Here is an 18819-nt window from a genome sequence, read left to right as displayed (position 1 = left end):
CAAAATACGGGCGGACGCGCCCTGAAAGACGAAACATGTACCGCTACGATGAGTTCGACCACGATTTTGTCCAGGCCCGCGTCGCCGAGTTCAGCGACCAGGTCGAACGCCGCCTGTCCGGCGAGATCACCGAGGATCAGTTCCGGCCGCTGCGGCTGATGAACGGCGTCTACCTGCAGCTGCACGCCTACATGCTGCGCATCGCGGTGCCCTATGGCACGCTGAACAGCGCGCAACTGCGCATGCTCGGCCACATCGCGCGCAAATACGACAAGGGCTACGGCCACTTCACCACGCGCCAGAACATCCAGTTCAACTGGCCGGCGCTGTCCGACATTCCGGCGATCCTGGCCGATCTCGCCAGCGTCGAGATGCATGCCATCCAGACCAGCGGCAATTGCATCCGCAACGTCACCGCCGACCATTTCGCCGGCGCCGCCGCCGACGAGGTCGCCGATCCGCGCCCCTATGCCGAGATCCTGCGGCAATGGTCGTCTGTGCATCCGGAATTCTCGTTCCTGCCGCGCAAGTTCAAGATCGCGGTGACCGGGGCCGAGCGCGACCGCGCCGCCATCCAGACGCATGATATCGGTCTGCATCTGAAGAAGAACGCCGCCGGCGAGCTCGGCTTTGCCGTCTATGTCGGTGGCGGCCAGGGCCGCACGCCGATGGTGGCGCGCAAGATCCGCGACTTCCTGCCGGAAGCCGACCTGCTTTCCTACTGCACGGCGATCCTGCGCGTGTACAACCTCTATGGCCGCCGCGACAACAAGTACAAGGCGCGCATCAAGATCCTCGTCCACGAGACAGGCGTCGAGGAAATCACCCGCCAGGTCGAGGCCGAATGGCAGGAGCTGAAGGACGCCGAGCTGAAGCTGCCGGAAGCCGACATCCGTGCCATCGACGCCTATTTCGCGCCGCCGGCACTGACCGCCCGGCCGGAAGGCGACGCGGCGATCAAGCTGGCGCGGCTCGATTCCAAAAGCTTCTCGGATTGGCTCGACCAGAATGTCGTGACGCATCGCCATCCTGACTATGCCGCGGTGACGATCTCGCTGAAAGGCATCGGCGAGGTGCCGGGCGATGCCACCGACAGCCAGATGGAAGCGGTCGCCGACATCGCCGAGAAATACGCGTTCGACGAACTGCGCGTCAGCCATGAGCAGAACCTGATCCTGCCGCATGTGGCGCGCGCCGATCTCAAGGCTGTCTATGATGCGCTGGTCGATATTGGTCTGGCGACGGCCAATTCCAACCTGATCAGCGATATTATCGCGTGCCCTGGCCTCGACTATTGCGCGCTGGCGACGGCGCGCTCGATCCCGATCGCGCAGGAGATTTCGCTTCGCTTCGCCTCGCTGGAGCGGCAGCGCGAGATCGGCGAATTGAAGCTGAAGATTTCCGGCTGCATCAATGCCTGCGGACATCACCATGTCGGCCATATCGGTATCCTCGGCGTCGAGAAGAAAGGCTCCGAACTCTACCAGGTGACGCTTGGCGGATCGGCCGACGAGAACACCTCGGTTGGCGAAATCATCGGCCGCGGCTTCTCATCGGAAGAGATCACGGACGCCATCGAGCAGATCGTCGACACCTATCTCGGCCTTCGGCTCGGTCCCAGTGAACGTTTTATCGACGCCTACCGCCGTGTCGGTCCCGCGCCGTTCAAGGAGGCGCTCTATGCTGGCGAAACCAAGGCCGCTTGACCGCATCGTCGACGTCGACGACAGCATCGCCGCCAAAGCGGCGGGCTTCGACGCGCTGTATGGACATCTGAGCCCGCTCGACATCATCGAACGCGCGGCGAGCGAATTGTTTCATGACGAGATCGCCGCCGTGTCGTCCTTCGGCGCGGATTCCGCCGTCCTGCTGCATATGATCGCCAAGGTCGACCGCACGCTGCCGGTCATCTTCCTGGACACCGGCAAGCATTTCGGAGAGACGCTGGGCTATCGCGATGCGCTGGTCGCCGATTTCGGGCTGACCAACATCAGGGTGATCAAGCCCGAAGACGCGGCGCTCGAGCGGGTCGATCCGACCGGCAATCTGCACCAGAGCAATACCGATGCCTGCTGCGACGTGCGCAAGGTCGAGCCGCTGGCGCGCGGCGTCGCCCCCTTCCGCGCCTGGCTGACCGGCCGGAAGCGCTTCCAGGCGGCGACGCGAGCCGCGCTGCCGGTGTTCGAGGCGGTCGGCCCGCGCGTACGCGTCAATCCGCTGGCGCACTGGACGACATCCGACCAGGCTGACTACATGCGCGCGCATGCGCTGCGCGAAAATCCGCTGGTTGCGTACGGCTATCTGTCGATCGGCTGCTTCCCATGCACGCAGCCGGTGCAGCCGGGCGAGGATGCGCGAAGCGGACGCTGGGCCGGTCATGCCAAGACCGAGTGCGGCATCCATCTGTCGGGACTGGAAGTATCGCTGACCGACGCATCCCTTTAAGCTATGGTGATATTCAGGTGAGGCTGGCCTGCAACGGCGGCTTCCGCTCGGAGGCCGCCGGTTTCGTGTGGACCGGCTTTCGCGGACTTTCGATTTTTAGGGCTTTAGGAATTTTCTATGACTGAACAGACCACAGCGGAGACCCGCCTCTGGACCCGGACGGGGTTTCGCGAAGACGAGTGGACACATGCCGAAAGTGCGGATGCACTGGCGGGCAATGGCCGCTTCATCCTGCCGTTGCAGGCATTTCTCGGCCTTGATGCCGAGGTGCGGCGCTCGGCCAAGGAGCGGCTGGGCGTCGCATTGCTGCCGGGCGACCAGCTGGAAAAGATCGTGGATCTGCTCGACCAGCTGTCGCTGGTGGCGCTGGCCTTTCCGGCCTTCAGCGACGGCCGCTCGTTTTCCAAGGGCGAATTGCTGCGCAGCCGCTACGATTTCGAGGGCGCGGTCCGCGCCACGGGCCAGGTGCTCGTCGACCAGCTGCCGCATATGCTGCGCCTCGGCTTCGACGAGTTCGAGATCTCCAACCCGGTTCTGCTGAAGCGCCTCGAAGAAGGCCGCACAGGCGGGCTGGGCCTTTACTATCAGCCGACCGAAGCGTCGGAGCCGAAGGGGCCGAAATACTCCTGGCGGCGCGTTCGCAACAGCTGACGCGACGGTAATTCCGCCTGTCTTTACAAAGACTGTGATCGGGCCTTCTCCTGGCTCTCCGGACGGAAATATCCGCCGGCCGCGAGGGAGGAATCGGCGCTCATCGGCGGCAACACCAATGCACCGTCCATCATGATCGCCGAAAAGGCGCCTGACATGATCAGGGCTGCAAGGTCTGGATGCGCGAGGAGCGCAAGGCTGCCTGAGCCGGTTTTTGGAAGATGCCGCCGCGCCTTCGGTGCGGCGGTTTTTTTCTTTGTCTTACGGCATTCCCAAGCGAAAGCCCGGAAAACCGCCTCACACTTTGCTGGAATTGCTTTTAGGCCAAGGCCCGCGCTTCGCGAAACGAGATCAGCTTGCGGCGGTTCTCGTCCCACAACGCCAGCTTGACGCAGCGCAGGCTGTCGAGAAGCGTGACGCGGCCGATGCCGCGCAGTTCGGGATAGTCGCGCAGCACTTCCTGCAGCCGGTAGCCCGGCACCTTGGCCGAGAGATGGTGCACGTGATGGACGCCGATATTGCCGGTGAACCAGTTCAGCACCGGCGGCAAATCATAATAGGACGAGCCGTGCAGGGCGGCACGCTGGAATTCCCACTCTTCGTCCTTCGCCCATTCCGTCTCCTCGAACTGGTGCTGGACGTAGAACAGCCAGATTCCGGCCGATCCGGCCAGGATCACGATCGGCAAATGGACGATCAGGAAAGCGCCGGGGCCGACCAGCCAGATAAGCAGCGCTGCCGCGACCGCGATGCCGAGATTGGTGGTCATCGACGACACCCAGGGCGTCAGGCCGCCGCGCATCATGCCGACCGGCAGCCTCTGCTCGAAGATGAACAGCCAGATCGGGCCAAGGCCGAACATCACCAGGGGATGGCGGTAGAGACGATAGGCAAGGCGTCCCCGCCAAGACAGCTGCCGGTATTCAGCAACCGTCAACGTCCTGATATCGCCCATGCCGCGCTCGTCAAGATTGCCGGCGCTGGCGTGATGGGTGGCGTGCGCGCGCCGCCAGCAATCGTAAGGGGTCAGCGTCAGCACGCCGAGCGCGCGGCCGATCCAGTCGTCGGCAGTGCGGTTGGCGAAGAAGGAGCCGTGGCCGCAATCGTGCTGGATCATGAAGATCCGCACCAGAAAACCGGCGGCGGGAAGGATCAGGATCAAGCCCCACCAGTGGCCATAGGAATAGGCTGCCGAAGACAGCGCCCACAGCGTAACGAAAGGAATAAGGGTGATGGCGAGTTCAAGAGTGCTGCGTCGCCGGTCGGGCTTCTTGTAGCGCGCCAGGATCTTCAACCAGGCGCGCTTGCTGTTGGCGGCCGTCTCGGGGGAAATCATGTTCATCAGGAAGCATAGGCGGGGCGTCCCGCTGCCGCAAGGAAAAGCTCACGCAAAATTACTGCGCGTAATTGTCGCGCGATAGCATCGCTATTGACGGCGTTGGCCGCCGGCCATGCTGGCTTCTATGCCGTCCAGCCGGTCGAGCAGGTCCCGGAAACGGGCGGGAATGTCGGCCTCGGTGCGGAAGGCCGGCAAGGTGCGCAAGAAGCGCGTCGTCGCCTCGGTGCCGAACTGGCGCCTGATGTCGGCGGCGAGCTCTTCGCTTCTGTTGGCAGTATTGCGGTCCATTGTCTCAAATCCTGTGTCGGTTTCAAAACTCCTCCAAGCTTTGAATGGTTCCCCATAGCGGGGTATTGGCAAGCAAAGGCTGCCGTTACGGTAAAGTTTGAATTAATTTTGAACGTCCTTGCGCCTCGCACCAAGTCCGACGGGCTGCCCGCAACATTGCCTGCTGTGGGGCGTCCTCCTGGGCTTGCCCCTTGATTTTTGGCCGCCAAACCTCGATATCGGGCGCAAATCCAAACCATTCGAATGACGGGAAATGGCGATGAGCGACCAGACAAAAGACGAACGCGCGCCCGAGGATATCGAAACGGCCGAGGCCGAGCGCACGCAAGGCGGCATCGACGGCGACTATGAAGCGCTGGTGCGGTTGCTGAAGGAAAACGAGGAGCTGAAGGACCGCGCGCTGCGCGTCGCAGCCGAGATGGAGAATCTGCGCCGCCGCACCGCCCGCGACGTGCATGATGCGCGCGCCTATGCGGTGGCCAATTTCGCCCGCGACATGCTGTCGGTGTCGGACAATCTGCGCCGCGCGCTCGATGCTATCCCCGCCGAGGCGAAAGCGGCCGGAGATGCCGGCTTCAAGGCGCTGATCGACGGCGTCGAGATCACCGAGCGCGCCATGCTGTCGACGCTGGAACGGCATGGGGTGAAGAAGCTTGAGCCAGAAGGTGAGAAGTTCGACCCGAATTTCCACCAGGCGATGTTCGAAGTGCCCAATCCCGATGTGCCGGCCAACACCGTCGTCCAGGTCGTGCAGCCGGGCTATTCGATCGGCGAGCGCGTGCTGCGGCCGGCCATGGTCGGGGTCGCCAAGGGCGGCCCCAAGATCGCGGCCACCGAAGCGCCGGTCGAGCCGGGGCCGGTGAACGAGCAGGCCGAGAAGGATGCGTGAGTAGGGTAGGCAGTAGGGAATAGGGAATAGGGAATAGGGAATAGGGAATAGGGAATAGGGAATAGGGAATAGGCAGGCGTATCAATCGCGCGGCTTCGTGTTATTCATACTTTCCCTAATTCCCAATCCCTACTACCTCATGTCCCTGACACCCATCGACCTCCTCGACTATGCCGGCGTCGCCGTCTTTGCCGCGACCGGGGCGTTGGCGGCTTCGCGCAAGCAGCTCGACATTATCGGCTTCCTGTTTCTGGCCAGCGTCACCGGCATTGGCGGCGGCACGCTTCGCGACGTCATCCTCAACCTGCCCGTCTTTTGGGTCGCCAACTCCGGCTATGTGCTGGTTTGCGCGGCGGTTGCGGTGCTGGTCTTCTTCATCGCCCACCGCGTCGAATCCCGCTGGAAATGGCTGCTCTGGCTCGACGCCATCGGATTGGCGGCCTTTTCCGTAATGGGCGCGGCCAAGGGGCTGGCCATCACCGGCTCGCCGGTCGTCTCCGTTGTTATGGGCGTGTTGACCGCCACATTTGGCGGCATCCTGCGCGATCTGCTGGCCGGCGAGCCATCGGTGCTGCTCAGGCCCGAAATCTACGTCACCGCCGCACTCGCGGGCGCCGGCCTCTACACACTTGGCGATCTTGCCGGCCTGCCGCCGCTCGCCTCGGATATCGCCGGCTTCGTCGCGGCTTTCCTGGTGCGCGGCGGCGCGCTGAAATTCGGCTGGACCTTTCCGTCCTACAAGAGCCGCCCGGGACGGCGACCGGAGGATATTCCGTAGGGAGAGGGATTAGGGAATAGGGAATAGGGAATAGGGAATAGGGAATAGGGAATAGTCGGTAGTCAGCAATTCGCGGCAGCCTTCACTACTGCCTACTGCCTACTGCCTACTGCCTACTGCCTACTGCCTCACGCCGCAAAGCGCTGCGCTTCCCCGCCATAATAGTTGACGTAGCGGGCGCCGATTTCCTTGACCGGCATCACCACGAACACATCGACGGTGGAGAACTCACGGTCGATGACGCAGCCGTCGCCGATGCGGGCGCCGACGCGCAGATAGCCCTTGACCAACGGCGGCATGGCCGCAATCGCCGCCTTGGCGTTGACCGCCTCGATCGGCATAAGGTCCATCGAGCAATAGCGCCCGGAGACCGCCCGCACATCCCAGGCGGAGTTGGTCCGGCAGTGATGGGCAAGGTAGGTGAGCGCCTCGGCATGCGCAGCCGGCACCGTGCCAGGGAACGAGGCACAACCGGTCATCACGCCGATCTCATAGTGGTTGATGTAGGCCCAGATGCCTTGCCACAGCGCCTCGATGGTGCGCTTCGAGCGGTATTCCGGCAGCACGCAGGAGCGGCCGAGCTCAAGGAAGCGCTGGCCGGGATGGCGGGCGATCAGCTTGGTCAGTTCGAACTCGCCTTCGGAATAGAAGCCGCCGGCGGTCGCCGCAATCTCTTGCCGCAGCAGGCGGTAAGTGCCGACGATGCGGCGATGCTCGGGGCCGGAGATCGAAGTGTCCAGCACGAGGAGATGGTCGCACAGCGGGTCGAAGCGGTCGGCGTCGCGCCGGTCCTGCGCCTGGAACAGGTCCTTCCTGGCGCCAAGCTCGTCATAAAACACCCGGTAGCGCACTTCCTGCGCGGCGGCGATCTCGGCCTCATTGCGGGCAAGCCGCACTTCGAGATTGCCGATACGGCCCAGCGGTGCGCCTGTTGCGACGGCATCGGCGTTCCGCGCGGCGAGCAAAGCGCCGCCTGCGCTGGGCCGAGTGTCACATTCCGGCATAACTGTATGCACGAGTGATTCTCCTTCGAGCCATCCCTCTTGGCACGGGGATACGGTGTAGGTGCAACAGGATTGTGACAGTACCGTGATACGGCGCGACGGGCAATACTTCGTCGGCTGGCGAAAACCCTCATTCGGCTACCTACGTGACGCGAGGATTGCGCCAGCGTCACCTTGAAGCGCGTCGCGCTGGGACGATTCACGCGACGCGCTTCAAGTCTTTGTTTTGTGCATGTCGTCTTCTCAAAACCGGGGCCATTTTCGAGCGACATGAATTCAGGCGGCCACCTGGCCCTCGACGGCATGGACCAGCGCGTCGGGATCGAGCGGCTTGGTGACAAAGCCGCTGGCGCCATGGGCGAGCACGGTGTGGCGGGTCTTTTCCTGGCTGTCGGCCGAAAGCACCATGATCGGAACCGGCGGCACAGCCATTTCCTCCTCGTGGCGGCGGATGGCGGCGATCGCGTCCAGCCCGTCCATGACCGGCATGTGCAGATCCATCAGCACCACATCGAAGCGGTTTTTCAGCCCGGCTTCGGTCACCGCCTCGACCGCGGCCTTGCCATTGCCGACCACTTTCACGCGATGTCCCGCCTTCAAAAGCGTGGCGCGGGCAAGCATGGCGTTGATGTCGTTGTCTTCGGCGATCAGCACCGACAAACCTTGCTGGCGCCCGCCATGGGCACGAAGCGAGGACGCGCCGGTCTTTTCCGGCTTGGGCGGCGGCAAGGCAGGGGCATGACTGGTCAGCAGCACGCGCAGCAGGGTTTCGCCGCGCACCGGCCTCGCCAAGAAGGTGGCGTAGCCGCTGGTGCGGAATTCGCCAAGCATGCCGCGGTCGGTCGGCGCGATCAGCGTGATCGCCTCGCAATCGGCAAAGCCACTCTGGCGCAGGCGCTTGAGCAGTCTGCCGTCGCCGTCCTCCAGGGCCGCGTCGATCAACAGCACATCGCAATGTTCGGCGAAGGGCGTCGCCTGGGAAGCGGTTGCGGCGACGTCGACGGCGCCGCCATGGGCGCGGATGGTGCGGGCGATGGCGTCCGCCTCGACGGCGTTCTTCGACACGATCACGGCGCGCCGGCCGGCCAGGATGTTCTGCCGGTTCTGCGGTGCTTCGGTTGCTCCTGCGGCCGGGATCTCGAAGACGAATTCCGATCCCTCGCCAAGCCGGCTCGACACCGAAATGGCACCGCCCATGGCGGCGACCAGGCGCCTCGATATGGCCAGACCGAGGCCGGCGCCGCCATGGGTGCGGGTCGAGGTGCCGTCGGACTGTTCGAACTCCTCGAAGATGCGCTCCATATCCTCTTCGCGCAGGCCAGGGCCGGTGTCGGCGACGGTGAAGCAGATGCGGTCGCTGGTCTCGGTGCGGGCCCGTGCAACCGAAACCAGCACGCCGCCGGTGTCGGTGAACTTGATCGCATTGCCGATCAGGTTGAGCAGCACCTGCCTGACTCTTCCCGGATCGGCCATGATCATCTGTGGCACGTCGGGCTCGACATGACAGCCGAGGCCGATGTTCTTGGCGAACGCTTTCGCCGCCATCAGTTCGATGATGTTGTCGGCAATTTCACGCAACGATGTCGGCTGCGGTTCCGGGTCGAAGCGGCCGGCCTCGATCTTGGAATAGTCGAGCAGGTCTTCGATGAGCGCCAAAAGCGCGCTGGCCGAGGTCGAGACGGCGCCGACATAGGTGCGCTGCTCGGGCGACAGATTGGTGTCGGCCAGTAGCTTGGCCATGCCCATGATGCCGTTCATCGGCGTGCGGATCTCATGGCTGACGGTGGCGAGGAAGCGCGACTTGGCCTGGCTGGCATATTCGGCGCGCTCGCGCGCGGTGATCAACGAGGATTCGGCGCGCTTGCGGGCGGTGATGTCACGGGCAATCGCCCGGTGCGAGACGGCGCCGCTATCCTTGTCGCGCACCGACAGTTCGATCCACGAGAACCAGCGCGGACCGTTCGGCGTGCGGATGGAGACGTCGGTGGAACTCAGGCATTCGTGATCCGAAAAGGCGGCGTCGGGAACGATACCGACATCGATGCCGAGGTCGGCCAGAGTCCTGCCGGCAAGGTCGCGCTGATCGGTTCCGACGAGGCCGGCGAAAACCATGTTGGCATAGACGATGTGGCCGTCGCGGTCGCGGTGGACGACGAGATCGCCGAGCGCATCGATCAGCCCGCGAAAACGCTCCTCGCTCTCCTGCATCTCCCACATGCGGTCGGCCAGCGTCTCGATCTCGGCGCGGCTGCGCGCGGCGGTTTCGTCGAGCAAGGCCGTCGCGCGGTGGACGGTGCGGCGGTTGCGCAGGTGCATGGCGACGCCGGCAACGCCTGTAGCCAGCAGGCCGAACGTGATGAAGATCGGCGCGCCGGTGAGGTGGGAGAGGCCCGCCAGCACGACACTGGCGACCACCGTCAGGAACGGCAGGCCCTCGGACGTGGGGCGCGGCAAATCCGGCGCCAGCGGCGGCGCGGCAACATGCTGCCGCTTGGGCGTCGCCGGGTTCGGCCCGTCGATGCTTTCGGCGCGGCTCTTCTCTTTCCTGGCGGACTCCGCGATCATGCGGAACTCCTTGCCAGATAGAGATTATGGAAAAGCGCGGCGGATCGTTCGAATTTTAGCGGTCATGCATTTTTGGCGGTTTTCCGCATCGCCTGATCTTTTCCGAAACCTGATTCCCTTTCGGGATCATGCTTCGGGAGCCTCACATATCGACAACCACGCGGCCCCTGATCTTGCCCTCGACGATGTCATGGGCGGCGGTGATGATGCCGTCGAAGCCGATCGTCGTCGACAGGCCGGCGAGCTTCTTGAGATCAAGATCGCTGCCGATGCGGCGCCAGGCTTCCAGCCGCACAGCCTTTGGCGCCATCACTGAATCGATGCCGAGCAGCGAGACGCCGCGCAGGATGAACGGGGCGACGCTCGACGGCAGATCCATGCCACCGGCCAGGCCGCAGGCGGCGACCGCGCCGCCATAGGCGGTCATCGACAGCACATTGGCCAGCGTGTGGCTGCCGACGGCATCGATGCCGCCGGCCCAGCGCTCCTTGGCCAGCGGCTTGGCCGGCTGGGAGAGTTCCTCGCGCGAAATCACTTCGGCGGCGCCGAGGCCGATCAGATAGGGGCTTTCGGCGTTGCGGCCGGTCGAGGCGATGACGTGATAGCCAAGGCTGGACAGGATCGAGACCGCGACCGACCCAACGCCGCCGGCCGCACCCGTCACTACCACCGGGCCGCGATCCGGCAGGATGCCGTGCCGCTCCAGCGCCATGACGCTGAGCATGGCCGTATAGCCGGCGGTGCCGACCGCCATCGCATCGTGCGCGCTGATGCCGTCGGGCAACGGCACCAGCCAGTCGCCGTTGACGCGCGCGCGCCCGGCATAGGCGCCGAAATGCGTCTCGCCGACGCCCCAGCCATTGAGGATGACCTTGTCGCCCTTGCGCCAGTCGGCATGCGATGAGGAGAGGACGGTTCCGGCGAAATCAATGCCCGGCACCAGCGGCCAGCGGCGGATCACTGGCGCTTTCCCAGTGATGGCCAGCCCGTCCTTGTAGTTGACCGTCGTCGCCTCGACCGCGACAGTTACATCGCCTTCCATCAGATCGGCTTCGCTGAAATCGACGATCTCGACCGATTGCTTCTTTTCGGCGTCGCGCGAAACGAGGATGGCTTTGAAGGTTTCAGGCATCTCTTCTCCTCGGCTTCGCAAAGGCTGGCGGTCGGCATTGGCTGGCTCTGGCCGAACTGTGCGGCGACCGTCCGGCGAGGTCAATTGGTCAAAAGAGTCGGGCCGTCAGGCTTCTGGGCCTTGCGGCTTGGCCTCGCGCCGCCAGCCGATGAACTCGTCGAAGACGACCAGCGCCGCGCCGACCGAAATGAAGGCATCGGCAAGGTTGAAGACGGCGAAGGACCATACCGGCGTGTGGAACAATATATAGTCGATGACGTGGCCGTAGACGGCGCGGTCGATCAGATTGCCGATCGCGCCGCCGATGATCAGGGCAAAGCCGATGCGGGCCAGCACATGGCCGGAGGGCGTGCGCGTCGCCAGATAAAGCACGAAGGCAACGACCACGACCGCGATGACGACCAGGCCGGTGTCGCCGAAGGACGAGAACATCGAGAAGGCGATCCCGGTATTGTAGGTGCGAAACAGCGCCAGGAATGGCACCAGGTCGAGCTTTTCCTGGAAGACGAGGCCGGTCTCGATCAGATGCTTTATCCACTGGTCGAGCGCGATTGCCACCACCACCAGCAGCGCATAGGGAGACCATGATTTCACGATGTGGCGTCCTCGGGGGCAAGTTTCAGCGCGCCGCGCCGGATCTCGAACAGCATGATTCCGGTGGCGACCGCCAAATTGAGTGAATCGGCGCGGCCGGCCTGCGGAATCCGCAGCAGCCGGTCGCAGCTTTCCGCCAGATAGTCGGGCAGGCCCTGCTGCTCATTGCCCATCATCAAGAGCACCGGTCCTCGGGAGAAATCGACCGAGCGGTAGTCGACCGCACCCTTCAGATGGGTGCCGACCACCAGGCCCGAGAAGCTGTTTCGCCAAGCCAGAAATGCTTCCGGCGTCGCCTTGGTCACCGGCACGGCGAAGATCGAGCCCATGGTGGCGCGCACGGTCTCGACAGAAAAAGGATCGGTAGTCTCGCCGACCAGGATGACGCCCTTGGCGCCGACGGCATCGACGGTGCGGATGACGGTGCCGAGATTGCCGGGATCGCGCACCCGGTCGAGCGCCACCCAGACGTCGCCGTCGTGAGCGCGGATGTCTCTTAGCGGCAGCAGTTTTTGCCGGAAGACGCCGACCACCATTTGCGGATTGTCGCGGCGGGTGATGGCGACCAGCACTTTTTCGGACACTTCCAGCACGGTGCCGCCGGCTGCGACCGTGCGCGCCGCCACCTTTTCGACCGCCGCATTGCCGCGTCCGGCCTTGGCGAAAACCAGCGTCCTGATCGACCAGCCGAGGTCGAGGGCGTCGATGACCAGCTTCAGCCCTTCGGCCATGAAGGCGTTCTGCTGGTCGCGGAATTTCTTCTGGGCGAGCGCCTTGATGTCCTTGATCAGCGGATTGGCAAGGCTGGTGACTTCCTTGACCTGCCCGGGCGCACCTGCGTGCCGCTCATTCATTCGGGACTCCCGGGCATTCAGGTCTCCCGGGCATTCAGGCCACCCAGCGCGAAAACAGCGATGTCGACAGCGCCCGGCCGGCGGATTGCTCGCGGATGATCAGTTCGCCTGATTCAACGGTGCCGCCCATGCCGGCAAAGGTGTCGCGCATCAAGGCATGGATGGCGAAGAAGGAGGCGCGGATGGAATAGGCGGTCAGCACCACGGTGAGCGGTTTCGGCGTCAGGATCGCGCGGCAAAGATCGGTCAGGCCCGGCAGGTCCTCGAACAACTGCCAGACCTCGCCCTTGGGGCCGCGGCCATAGGCGGGCGGGTCGAACAGGATGATGTCGTAGCGGCTGCCGCGGCGCTCTTCGCGCTCGGCGAATTTCACAGCATCGTCGACGATCCAGCGGATCGGCTTGCTGCCGAGACCGGCCATTTCCTGGTTTTCGCGCGCCCAGCCGATCGCCTTCTTGGAGGCATCGACATGGGTGACCTCGGCACCGGCGCGGGCGGCTACGAGAGACGCGAGCCCGGTATAGCCGAACAGGTTCAGCACCTTGACCGGGCGGTTGGCCGCCGCGATCAGGCTGGCCATATGGTCCCAGTGCGAAGCCTGCTCGGGGAAGACGCCGACATGGCGAAACGAGGTGAAGCGGCCGAGATAGTCGATGCCGTCATGCTTCATCGGCCAGGTCTCGCCCATCGCTACCTTCGGGAACCGCCAGCGGCCGATGCCTTCCTCGTCGGTGTCGCCGGTGAAGATGGCGTCGGCGCGGTCCCAGTCCCTGGCGGGCAAGGCCTTTTGCCAGATCGCCTGTCCCTCGGGCCGCACGATGCGGTAGGGGCCGTATTGTTCGAGCTTTTCGCCGGCGCCGCTGTCGAGCAGTGCATAATCCTGATTGGGCGCAACTTCGAGGATCACCGGCAGGCGCTCAGTGGGCAGGACGCCTTCGCGACGCGCCAGGATACGGGGGGCGGGCTTCGGATCAGACCGGTCGTCCGGTTTTGTTTCGCGGCGTGGCTGTCTGGCTTCGGGTCGGACTGGTACGGTGCCCGGCTGCGGCCGCGCGTGTTCGGTCCTGCCCTTTGAGGGCGGACGGTTGTCGCGGCGTTTGTCGCGAAAGGACTTCAAGCAGGAGCGTCTCCGGAGGCGGCAGGCCGCTTTTGACATAGGGTCACCGGCTGCGCAAACAAAATGGTCCAGCGTGCGAATGTCTGAGGTGGTGGACCTCGCTGAGGAAACAGGCAAATCTGGAATCATGTCCCGTTCCGAACGCCTGCTCGACTTGATCCAGATCCTGCGCCGGCATCGCCGGCCGGTGAGCGGTCGCACTCTTGCCGGCGAGATGGACGTTTCGATCCGAACGCTCTACCGCGACATTGCCACGCTGCAGGGGCAAGGCGCGCCGATCGAGGGCGAGGCTGGGCTGGGATATGTGCTGAAACCCGGCTTCATGCTGCCGCCGCTGATGTTCACCGACGAGGAGATCGAGGCCATCGTTCTGGGGTCGCGTTGGGTTGCCAGACAACCGGACACGCGGCTGTCGGCCGCCGCCACCGACGCGCTGGCCAAGATCGCCGCTGTGCTGCCGGACGATCTGCGCGAGGACCTCGATGCGACCGCGCTTTTGGTCGGGCCGCACGGCGATGCTGTCGAAAGCATCGACCTTGGTCTGGTGCGCCAGGCGATCCGCAACGAGAGAAAACTCGGCTTTCTTTACCGCGACGCCGGCGGCGCCGCCTCCGAGCGCTTGATCTGGCCATTCGCGCTCGGCTTTTTCGACAAGGTGCGGGTGGTGGTGGCCTGGTGCGAGACGCGGCAGGATTTCAGACATTTTCGCTCCGACCGGATGTCGGGGCTCAACACCACGGATATCCGCTATCCGCGTCGTCGGCAGGCGCTGCTGAAGGAATGGCGCGCGACGCTGGACGCACCGAAGCGCCAGCCTGGCGCTTAATGCTCCTTTCCACGCGCCCACAAGACGCTGCTGCCAGAATCTGACAGTGGGGTCACCTATGCTCCTCCAATCGAAACCCTGGAGAGCAGACATGAACACCCCCAATTTCGTCATCCTTTATGTCGACAGCCCCGAGCGGAGCGGCGCCTTCTACGGTGCGCTGCTGGGACACCAGCCGGTGGAGACGTCGCCGACCTTCGTGCTGTTCGTGCTCGACAATGGGTTCAAGCTCGGCCTGTGGTCGCGCCACACGGTGGAGCCGCCGCCCGCGGCCGCGGGCGGCGGTGCGGAGCTCGTCTTCGCGTTGGACCGGCCTGATGCGGTGGACGCCGCCTACACGGACTGGGCAGGACGCGGCTTGACCATCCTGCAGACGCCGACCGACATGGACTTCGGCCGCACCTTCGTTGCGCTCGATCCCGACAAGCACCGGCTGCGCGTCTACTGGCTGAACGACGGAGAACAGGCCAATGGGGAACAGGCCAATGGAGAACAGAAATGAGTGCGCACTGGATCGCGGTCGCTTCCGCCGAACATGTCCGGCGCGGCCGCGAGGCCGGCTTCATGCAGGTCAACCACGGCAAGGCGGCACCTTTGCGCCGCATCAAGCCCGGCGACGGCATCATCTACTACTCGCCGACCACAATTCTGCGCGAGAAGGACGGCCTGCAGGCCTTCACGGCAATCGGCACCGTGCGAGAAGGCGAGCCTTACCAGGGCGACATGGGCGGTGGCTTCACGCCGTTCCGCAGGGATGTCGAATGGGCCAAGGCCGAGGAAGCGCCGATCAAGCCGCTGCTCGAGCAGCTCGACTTCACCGCGGGCAAATCGAACTGGGGTTATCAACTGCGCTTTGGGCTGTTCGAAATTACGGCGCATGATTTCGCGCTGATCGCCGAGGCGATGGGCGCTGCCATGAAGGCAGGCTGAAGCATCCAGCCGCCGGATCGGCAAGGCACCGTGACAAGGCTGCTGACAGCAAGTTGTCAGCAGCCTTAGCCTTGTGCGACAAGCGATTGTCTTCAGATAGCGTCGCGCTTGCCCCAGGAGAATAAGATGGACTTCGTCTCGATCCGCATCATTACCGATCAGATCAAGCCCTTGGTGGCATTCTACGACACGATCACCGGGCTTACCGCAACCTGGTTCACAGACGATTTCGCCGAACTGGCAACGCCGTCCTGCACACTGGCGATCGGCAGCACCCGCACGCTGGCCCTGTTCGGAACTGATGTGGCGCAGCCGGCCGCCAATCGCTCAGCGATCATCGAGTTTCGCGTCGCCGATGTTGATGCTGAGTACAGCAGGCTGGCGAAAATCATCGGCGATTTCGTACAGACGCCGACGACGATGCCATGGGGTAACCGGTCGCTGCTGCTGCGCGATCCCGATGGCAATCTGGTGAACTTCTTCACCCCGGTCAGCGCGGAAGCGATCCGGAAGTTCGATCGCAGAACCGGCGCAGACGCTACTGCTTGAGCGCGTTGTAGACGGCAATGCCGGCGGCAAGGTCCTCAAGCGCGGCGCCGACCGACTTGAACAGCGTGACCTCAGTGGGGCTCTGCCGGCCCTGTTTTTCCCCGCGCGCCAGCTCATGCAGATCGGCGACGATGGCTTCCGGCTTCAGCACGCCGGAGGCGAGCGGCTGGACGATGTCGCCGGCTTCCTTGGTGGCGCCGGCGCGGGTGTCGACATAGACGCGGGCGCGCGCGATCGCGTCGTCGTCGCTCTCGCGCATGGTCGGCGTGAAGCCGCCGACCAGATCGACATGCGCGCCCGGCTTGAGCAGCGCACCCTTGACCAGCGGCGTCGTCGTGATCGTCGCCGATGAGACGATGTCGGCCTCGGCGAGTTCGGCGTCGAGATCGCTTGCCGCCTCGGCGTTGAAACCGTCCGCGCGCAAATCGGACGCGACCTTTTCGGCATTGATGGGCGTGCGGTTCCAGATGCGGATGGTCTTAATCGGCCGCACCGCGGAGTGCGCCTTGGCGAGGAACGGCGACAGCGCGCCGGCGCCGACCACCAGAAGCCGCGATGCGTCCTCGCGGGCGAGATAGGAGGCCGCCACCGCCGAGGCGCAAGCGGTGCGCCACTGTGTCAGCCGTTGGCCGTCGATCAGCGCTTCGGGCTCGCCGGTGGCGCCGTTGAGCAGGAGGTAGAGCCCCATTACCGCCGGTTTGCCGATGGCGTTGTTGTCGGGCGATACGGTGACGATCTTGACGCCGATATGACCCCCGACCGACGTGCCGGCCGCATGGAAGTCGGTCCACGCCGGCATCAAAAGCAGCGTGGATGTGGCACCGTCGGGCCGCTCGACCCCGTGATGATGGCGGACGGGTTGCACAGCACCCTCGCGGAAGGCCGCGCGCAATGTCTCGACCAGCCCGGGAAAGGTCAGCGCCTGGTCGACAGCGTCGGCCGAAATGGTCAGCATGCAAAACTCCGCGAAGATAAAAGCGCCGGCTTCAGGCCGTTGGCTTCGGCAGCGCCGGCCCCCGGCCCGAGCCTTGCGGTGCGGCGGGTACCCGGCTGACCGCCTGGCGCAAATTCTCGGCCTCGACGCCGCGCTGGCGCGCCAGCTTGCGGTAGCGGCCCTGCTTGACCCAGGTCGCCAGGCTGCCGACGACCATGCCGATGGCGAGCGCCACGAACAGGAAGATGAACAGCGGCAAGGTCAGCGTCAGTTTCGGATTGCCGGGGTTGAACGGGTCGAGCGTGAAGGCGACCAGCTCGCGGTTGGCGACGGCCAGCGCAATCAGGATGACGGCGAGCGGCACGAAGACCACGATAAGTATGAAGCGGTTCAACATAGAAATTCCCTGGAGAAGGCAGGCCTTGATAACGCCGGCGCGTTGGTCCGCGCCTACTTGCCGCCATTCAGCCTTTCACGCAATTCCTTGCCGGTCTTGAAGAACGGCACCCACTTCTCCTCGACCTCGACGGATTCGCCGGTGCGCGGGTTGCGGCCGGTGCGGGCAGGGCGATTTTTCACCGAAAAAGCGCCGAAGCCACGCAACTCGACCCGATTGCCTTCCGCCAGGGCATCGGTGATCTCGTCGAAGATCGCTCCCACGATGTTTTCGACGTCGCGCAGGAAAAGATGCGGGTTGCGCGTGGCAATGATCTGCACAAGCTCGGATTTGATCATCAGAAAGGTCCCCGTGAAAGCGCTGCGGTCAAATTATCAGGATGATTTTATTTGCTTTTTTACTCGCCCCAACCGGCAGATCAAGGGTGCCAGACGGAAACGAGACCGTCAAGAAACAAGCGATCCGCGCCAATTTCGTGAAGCACGTCGCTGCCGGCCTCCGACAGGCCGAGCGCGCTGCCGACGCTGCGCGCTATTGCTTTCGAGAACAGGAAGCCGCCACGCCGCTCGGTGTCCTTCCATTCCACCACCTTGAGCTTGGCGTCGACACCCTTGGTCGCCAGCCAGTCGATCGCCACGCTCTCGCCGCCGACAGCGTCGATCAGACCGTTGGCAAGGCCCTGGCGGCCGGTGAAGATCGAGCCGTCGGCAAGGGCCAGTGCCTGATCGCGGGTCATTTTGCGGCGCTCGGCGACGATGCCGACGAACCAGTCATAGCTGTCGAGGATGAGCTTGCGGACCATGGCTCGCTCGTCTTCATTGGTCGGCTTGAAGGGCGAGGGCGATGCCTTCAGCGGCGAGGATTTCACTTCCTCGAGCTTGATGCCGACCTTGTCCATCAGACCGCTGACATCGGGATACTGGATGAGCACACCGATCGAGCCGACGATCGACGTCTTGCGGGCAACGATATGGTCGCTGGCACTGGCGATCATGTAGCCGGCCGATGCGGCCAGCGTGCCGACCTCGGCCACCACCGGCTTGTCGGCGGCAAGCTTGCGCACCTCCTCGTAGATCGATTCGCCGCCGACCGTGGTGCCGCCGGGCGAATCGATCGCCAGGATGACGCCCTTGACCTGCGGGGATGTGCGGATGGTTTCCAGCCGCTTGATCAGTTCCTCGTCCTCGGTGATGGTGCCTTCGATCCTGACCTTGGCGATGTGGTCGACGGAAGAACCGCCGAGGTCGCCCCCATAGAACCAGCTTGCAAGCGCAATCACCCCAAGGGCCACGATGGCAATGGCGGCGCCGCGCCAGAAGGTCAGCTTGCGCCGCAAACGGCGGCGGTCGATCAGGTCGTCGGCTCTCAGTGCCATGGTCTGCCTCACAGTCGGTGGGAAGCGATGCTTTTAAAGCAAGCGTCCGCGCCCGGCTACCTCTTCCTCAAGAGCCTGCGACGAAGCGACCTTCACGACGGAGGCATTTCAGGAAAAAATGACGCGGCGCGTTCGTTTCTGCTATGAAGCGA

At 64.1% G+C, this 18819-nt stretch carries 21 protein-coding genes; 9 read left to right on the top strand and 12 right to left on the bottom strand.

Translation table 11 applies throughout. The features are described 5' to 3' along the window. Positions 1-35: 35 nt before the first annotated feature. From NLY44_RS17815 to NLY44_RS17805, 3 genes are all read left to right on the top strand, one after another. The gene (locus tag NLY44_RS17815; protein WP_023683051.1) at positions 36-1706 is read left to right on the top strand and encodes a nitrite/sulfite reductase; all 1671 of its coding nucleotides are present in this window, start codon (positions 36-38) and stop codon (positions 1704-1706) included. Further along, a complete protein-coding gene (locus tag NLY44_RS17810; RefSeq protein ID WP_023669769.1) occupies positions 1681-2445 on the top strand; it encodes a phosphoadenylyl-sulfate reductase in 765 nt (254 codons plus the stop codon). The genes NLY44_RS17815 and NLY44_RS17810 overlap by 26 nt, the downstream gene beginning before the upstream one ends. A gap of 117 nt (positions 2446-2562) precedes the next feature. Continuing rightward, complete coding sequence (locus NLY44_RS17805) at positions 2563-3096, top strand: DUF934 domain-containing protein (RefSeq protein ID WP_023669768.1); 534 nt, start codon at positions 2563-2565, stop codon at positions 3094-3096. Positions 3097-3415: 319 nt separating this feature from the next. Here the strand turns inward: NLY44_RS17805 and NLY44_RS17800 are convergent, their stop codons facing one another. Further along, entirely contained in the window at positions 3416-4438 is a 1023-nt protein-coding gene (locus tag NLY44_RS17800; protein WP_023691976.1) for a fatty acid desaturase, read from the bottom strand. Positions 4439-4522: 84 nt separating this feature from the next. Next, complete coding sequence (locus NLY44_RS17795; RefSeq protein ID WP_023804611.1) at positions 4523-4723, bottom strand: hypothetical protein; 201 nt, start codon at positions 4721-4723, stop codon at positions 4523-4525. Positions 4724-4982: 259 nt separating this feature from the next. Between NLY44_RS17795 and grpE the strand changes: the two genes are divergently transcribed. Both grpE and NLY44_RS17785 read left to right on the top strand, forming a co-directional pair. Continuing rightward, positions 4983-5612: a nucleotide exchange factor GrpE gene (grpE, locus tag NLY44_RS17790; RefSeq protein WP_023691975.1), complete on the top strand. Its 630-nt coding sequence runs from the start codon at positions 4983-4985 to the stop codon at positions 5610-5612. A gap of 145 nt (positions 5613-5757) precedes the next feature. Then, positions 5758-6390, top strand: a complete 633-nt coding sequence (locus tag NLY44_RS17785) for a trimeric intracellular cation channel family protein (protein ID WP_023683056.1) — start codon at positions 5758-5760, stop codon at positions 6388-6390. Positions 6391-6518: 128 nt separating this feature from the next. Here NLY44_RS17785 and olsB read toward each other — a convergent pair whose 3' ends face one another. From olsB to NLY44_RS17755, 6 genes are all read right to left on the bottom strand, one after another. Continuing rightward, on the bottom strand, positions 6519-7394 hold the full coding sequence (gene olsB / locus NLY44_RS17780) for a l-ornithine N(alpha)-acyltransferase (protein ID WP_023683057.1): 876 nt from the start codon (positions 7392-7394) through the stop codon (positions 6519-6521). A gap of 276 nt (positions 7395-7670) precedes the next feature. After that, on the bottom strand, positions 7671-9959 hold the full coding sequence (locus NLY44_RS17775; RefSeq protein WP_023804612.1) for a response regulator: 2289 nt from the start codon (positions 9957-9959) through the stop codon (positions 7671-7673). 142 nt (positions 9960-10101) lie between these two features. Beyond that, entirely contained in the window at positions 10102-11091 is a 990-nt protein-coding gene (acuI, locus tag NLY44_RS17770; protein ID WP_023804613.1) for an acrylyl-CoA reductase (NADPH), read from the bottom strand. A 105-nt stretch (positions 11092-11196) separates the two neighbouring features. Beyond that, positions 11197-11685, bottom strand: a complete 489-nt coding sequence (gene lspA / locus NLY44_RS17765) for a signal peptidase II (protein WP_023669760.1) — start codon at positions 11683-11685, stop codon at positions 11197-11199. Continuing rightward, complete coding sequence (locus tag NLY44_RS17760) at positions 11682-12539, bottom strand: TrmH family RNA methyltransferase (RefSeq protein ID WP_023669759.1); 858 nt, start codon at positions 12537-12539, stop codon at positions 11682-11684. Before NLY44_RS17760 ends, lspA begins: the two co-directional genes overlap by 4 nt. Positions 12540-12573: 34 nt before the next feature. Continuing rightward, complete coding sequence (locus NLY44_RS17755; RefSeq protein ID WP_023804614.1) at positions 12574-13656, bottom strand: RsmD family RNA methyltransferase; 1083 nt, start codon at positions 13654-13656, stop codon at positions 12574-12576. 127 nt (positions 13657-13783) lie between these two features. Here NLY44_RS17755 and NLY44_RS17750 point away from each other — a divergent pair, with 127 nt between their 5' ends. From NLY44_RS17750 to NLY44_RS17735, 4 genes are all read left to right on the top strand, one after another. Beyond that, positions 13784-14482 carry a helix-turn-helix transcriptional regulator gene (locus tag NLY44_RS17750; protein ID WP_023804615.1) on the top strand — a complete coding sequence of 233 codons (699 nt, stop codon included), beginning with the start codon at positions 13784-13786 and terminating at the stop codon, positions 14480-14482. A 91-nt stretch (positions 14483-14573) separates the two neighbouring features. Then, the gene (locus tag NLY44_RS17745; RefSeq protein WP_023804616.1) at positions 14574-14984 is read left to right on the top strand and encodes a VOC family protein; all 411 of its coding nucleotides are present in this window, start codon (positions 14574-14576) and stop codon (positions 14982-14984) included. Next, positions 14981-15412, top strand: a complete 432-nt coding sequence (locus NLY44_RS17740; RefSeq protein WP_023714121.1) for an EVE domain-containing protein — start codon at positions 14981-14983, stop codon at positions 15410-15412. The genes NLY44_RS17745 and NLY44_RS17740 overlap by 4 nt, the downstream gene beginning before the upstream one ends. 126 nt (positions 15413-15538) lie before the next feature. After that, positions 15539-15961, top strand: a complete 423-nt coding sequence (locus tag NLY44_RS17735; RefSeq protein ID WP_023714120.1) for a VOC family protein — start codon at positions 15539-15541, stop codon at positions 15959-15961. Here NLY44_RS17735 and lhpI read toward each other — a convergent pair. From lhpI to sppA, 4 genes are all read right to left on the bottom strand, one after another. After that, a complete protein-coding gene (gene lhpI / locus NLY44_RS17730) occupies positions 15951-16916 on the bottom strand; it encodes a bifunctional Delta(1)-pyrroline-2-carboxylate/Delta(1)-piperideine-2-carboxylate reductase (RefSeq protein WP_023804617.1) in 966 nt (321 codons plus the stop codon). The two genes, NLY44_RS17735 and lhpI, sit on opposite strands and share 11 nt — an antisense overlap. A gap of 31 nt (positions 16917-16947) precedes the next feature. Then, complete coding sequence (locus NLY44_RS17725; protein WP_023804618.1) at positions 16948-17292, bottom strand: lipopolysaccharide assembly protein LapA domain-containing protein; 345 nt, start codon at positions 17290-17292, stop codon at positions 16948-16950. Positions 17293-17345: 53 nt separating this feature from the next. Beyond that, complete coding sequence (locus NLY44_RS17720) at positions 17346-17630, bottom strand: integration host factor subunit beta (RefSeq protein WP_006200394.1); 285 nt, start codon at positions 17628-17630, stop codon at positions 17346-17348. Between the two features lie 80 nt (positions 17631-17710). Then, the gene (gene sppA, locus NLY44_RS17715; RefSeq protein ID WP_023686570.1) at positions 17711-18667 is read right to left on the bottom strand and encodes a signal peptide peptidase SppA; all 957 of its coding nucleotides are present in this window, start codon (positions 18665-18667) and stop codon (positions 17711-17713) included. Positions 18668-18819: the final 152 nt, after the last annotated feature.

Origin of the sequence: Mesorhizobium sp. C089B (assembly GCF_030323125.1) — a bacterium.
In the GTDB taxonomy this organism is placed as follows: Bacteria; Pseudomonadota; Alphaproteobacteria; order Rhizobiales; family Rhizobiaceae; genus Mesorhizobium.
The sequence above is the reverse complement of the archived record's forward strand: the minus strand, read 5'-3'. Positions and strand labels throughout refer to the sequence as shown.